2 protein-coding genes are annotated in these 3,392 nt (G+C 41.9%); both read right to left on the bottom strand.

Annotated features, from left to right (window positions below):
• Positions 1-75: 75 nt before the first annotated feature.
• Positions 76-1,266, bottom strand: a complete 1,191-nt coding sequence (locus F607_RS0125720) for a phage tail fiber domain-containing protein (protein ID WP_027710307.1) — start codon at positions 1,264-1,266, stop codon at positions 76-78.
• A complete protein-coding gene (locus F607_RS0125725; RefSeq protein ID WP_027710308.1) occupies positions 1,229-3,166 on the bottom strand; it encodes a hypothetical protein in 1,938 nt (645 codons plus the stop codon). The genes F607_RS0125720 and F607_RS0125725 overlap by 38 nt, the downstream gene beginning before the upstream one ends.
• Between the last annotated feature and the right edge of the window lie 226 nt (positions 3,167-3,392).

A 3,392-nucleotide genomic window follows, 5' to 3' on the forward strand; every position in this document is an offset into this window, starting at 1 on the left:
GAATTGAAAGGGTTTGGCTTAACCCTGATAACAATCAAATGCTAAATCATTAGTGTAGGTTAGTTGATGCGACAACTATCTTGACAAACAGCGGTCATGAAACGCTTGTGTCTCGTTTTTAACTGCAACTGTACTGTTATAAATATTACCTGCTTGTATTCGCTCATTTGCAGCACGGTCTGCCTCAGCTTTAGCTTGAGGTAAATACTTTGTTTGTATAAAGCCTAAGTTAACTGCGTCTTTTGCTTCTTCTGGGTCCGCAACATTTCTTATACGCCTATTTAGTGCTGTAAAATGACCATCCTCAAGCATCTTTAAAATACCTTCTGTATAGTCACGAACTTCTTGTGCTACATAAAAAAGCTGCTCATTCGCAGTATCTAGAATATCTTCAGCTTCAATTAATGTTTTTTCTAAGGTAGATGCTGTTTCTTCAGGCGTAGGAATGGACCCATCCTCATTTAGGAATTTAGCGTAGTACTTTTTGCCATCCTCACTTAACTCTCCACCTGTCTTACGGATTGCATCTAGCTCAATGGCCTTTCTAAAGTCATCTACAGCGTTATCAAAACGTGTTCTGTATGCAGACACACCACTCCCTAAAACAAAGGCTCCAGCCATACTGAGGAGTACATCATCCATATCTACAGTTGGGTCCATATTTGCTAGGGTTCCCTCAACCACAGCAGCACTTGTTGTATTAATGAGTCCTGCAGAAATGATGCGCCTTAAGCGACTCACCTTATTACCTAAAAGAAAGGGAGCAGCCATTCCTTCTGTAGCAGCAGTCATCCCAAGTGCTACTGGGTCCACAACAGAGGCAACCATACTTGCCCCTATGCCTATGACAGGACCATGAGCCATTAGCTCTTCTCTGTTTTTCAGTGCGTCCTGAATTTCCCCTTTAATCTGGAAAGCATGCTCAAGACTCCGTGCATCATTAAATTCATCATGGAAGTCTTGAGGAATACCCTCGATTAACTGTGAATATTCCTCAGGTGTTACTTTCCAGTCTGTACTTGGGAGCACATCTTCACGTTCAATCTGTTTTAATACCTGAGCTTCAATCCAGTTTTGACTAATAGCTGCTGTGGCTACCTGTTGATAACTTGTTTTATTTTCAAGTTCATCTGCTTCTTTTTCTAGCAGCTCACCATACAACTGATATTGCTTATCTGAGACTGGTGATAACAGCGTTATATCTGTATCTCTTGCCTGTCCTAGCTCATTAATGTCCTGAGAGAGGGATTCCTTTAATTCGTTCAAGAGCTTGGTTTCTCCTCATTTTTTGCTCTAGTTCTTGTCTGCCTTTTTCTTCTAATAATGCTGTAGCTGTGTTTGCACCTTTTCCCATTAACTGGTGGTGCGTGAATAAATAGCTCTTATCATTTTTATCACTAAAGGGGACCCCAACTTCATCAATGACCAAGTAACGGCCACCCTCCATTTGCTGCAAGGTTAACTTTTTATCCTTGGGAATATCTGGGTTATGTTTTTTAATATCCTCAATAAGCACATTAACTCTGTTTTCAATATCTTCTGGGTTGAAGTCAGGGCCAAAGAAACGTTTATTAAATAGGGAGCCATTAATAACAGCGTAGGTATTTTTTACTCTGTCTAAGACTACTTCCTTGGCTTTGTCCTGTGGAATACCCATAGCCTGTAAATCACGTAATCGAGCTAAGTAACCAGGAACAATATCTTGAAATGCTTGAGGATTATCCTTAAACCAGCCCCATTCCTTTGTAGCTGAAAGCTCATCCTTTATTTCTTCCCCAAGATTAATCCTTTCTCGTGGAGATAAACGCACAGTTTGAGCGTAAGGATTATTTTTAAATTGTGCATAAGTATTATAGGCTTCTGTAAAGCTGCTCCCCATTAACTCCATGTGTGTCTCAATGGCACTGTAGGCCATCGCTTCTTTATCAGTTAGATGCGCATCAGCCATACCAAGTGCTTTTAATCGTTTATAAAGTGCATAACCCTCTGTGGTATTTCGGGGTACTTCATCTTCACTTTTAGCGACAGACCCAACTGCTGTTAAACCTGCACCTAAAACAGATTGATAGGTTTTATAGACCACACCATTTGCTCGTAATAAGGCATCAAATTTCTGCTGTCCTTTTTCGGGTCCATACTCTTTTAAAAAGAGAGAGTGGTTATATTGAAGTGCAGTTTGCTGGTCTTTTGCAGGTAAATACTTTAAATCTTTATGCCCAAATGAGGCCACATAATTTAAATTAGTCTGAGCTTGTGCTTGTCTTTTCTTCTGTGCATCTAAGTAATGTGTAGCATCACTTGCAGAGAAGATGCCTTGTGCAATATAAGGCTTAAACCAGTCCTTTGTGAGTTTCCCTTTATCAATTAAGCCTTCAATGTTCCCCATTAAATCCAAACGAGCAAGTTCACGCTGAGCAGGCTTCAATGCCTCTGCATGTTGTTTTAGGCGCTTTAAGTCAGCACGAATGGGAACAGAGATTAACTCTGAGTCCTCAAAAGCTTCTGCAATTAAACTATCTTGCTCCTCACCATTCATGCTTTGAAGCTCAACAAGGTACTTACCTAAACTGTCGGGGTTCATAGCGATAGCTTCAGATTCCAGTAAGTACTTCCCTGTTGTCTGTAACTTACTAAGCGCCTCCTTCCTGGATAAACCCCCTTTCCTCATCTGCTGCTGAACCTCTTCAAAGGCAGACAGCAATGTAGACTTACCTAGCTTTTCCCGTTGTTGACCCTCAGCGTACTCCTGGAGTGCCCCAAATTGACCTTTAAGGTAAACATCAACTTCCGTGTTAACCATGTTCTTCAACTTGCTATTACTCAGCGAGTCAAAGTACTTCGCACGCATCTCGTTAATGTCTTCTTGATATGATGCTGGGTCCCCTAACCCCCTATCTGGTGTGTTTTCCAGGTAAGCCCCTAGCTCACGCTTAAAGGCACTTAGGTTCTCCTTAGCGGCTAATGCCTCAGCTTCAAAGGTAGCTTCTCTTCGCTCTCTCACAATGCCTGCACTGGTAGTTGCAAAGGCTGCTAGACCACGGACCAAGTCATTACTTCTTGGGTCTATAAAGCCTGTTGTGGGTGCTGCATGACTAAAGGAGGGAGTGTAACGGGCGTTAACTTGTCGTCTATAGGTTTCTATTGGTTGTGTTTTCTGTCTTGGCATAGGCTCCTTTAGGTTGTACCTGAGTTACCGAATGTGCCTCCTGCTTGCCGATATCCGTTAGCAGCAGAGGATGCTATCTGCAGTGCAGCTCCTACGTTCTTGGAGAACCTGTCGGGTTTATACGAGGCGTGTGTGCTTAGAAGGTGTCTTAAAAATCAAAATTTAAGCAACTCTTTTGACTAAAATATGCAGCATAGCAATGTGAATCATTGCCTCACTATTTCTC

Source organism: Zooshikella ganghwensis DSM 15267, assembly GCF_000428585.1.
Lineage (GTDB): Bacteria > Pseudomonadota > Gammaproteobacteria > Pseudomonadales > Zooshikellaceae > Zooshikella > Zooshikella ganghwensis.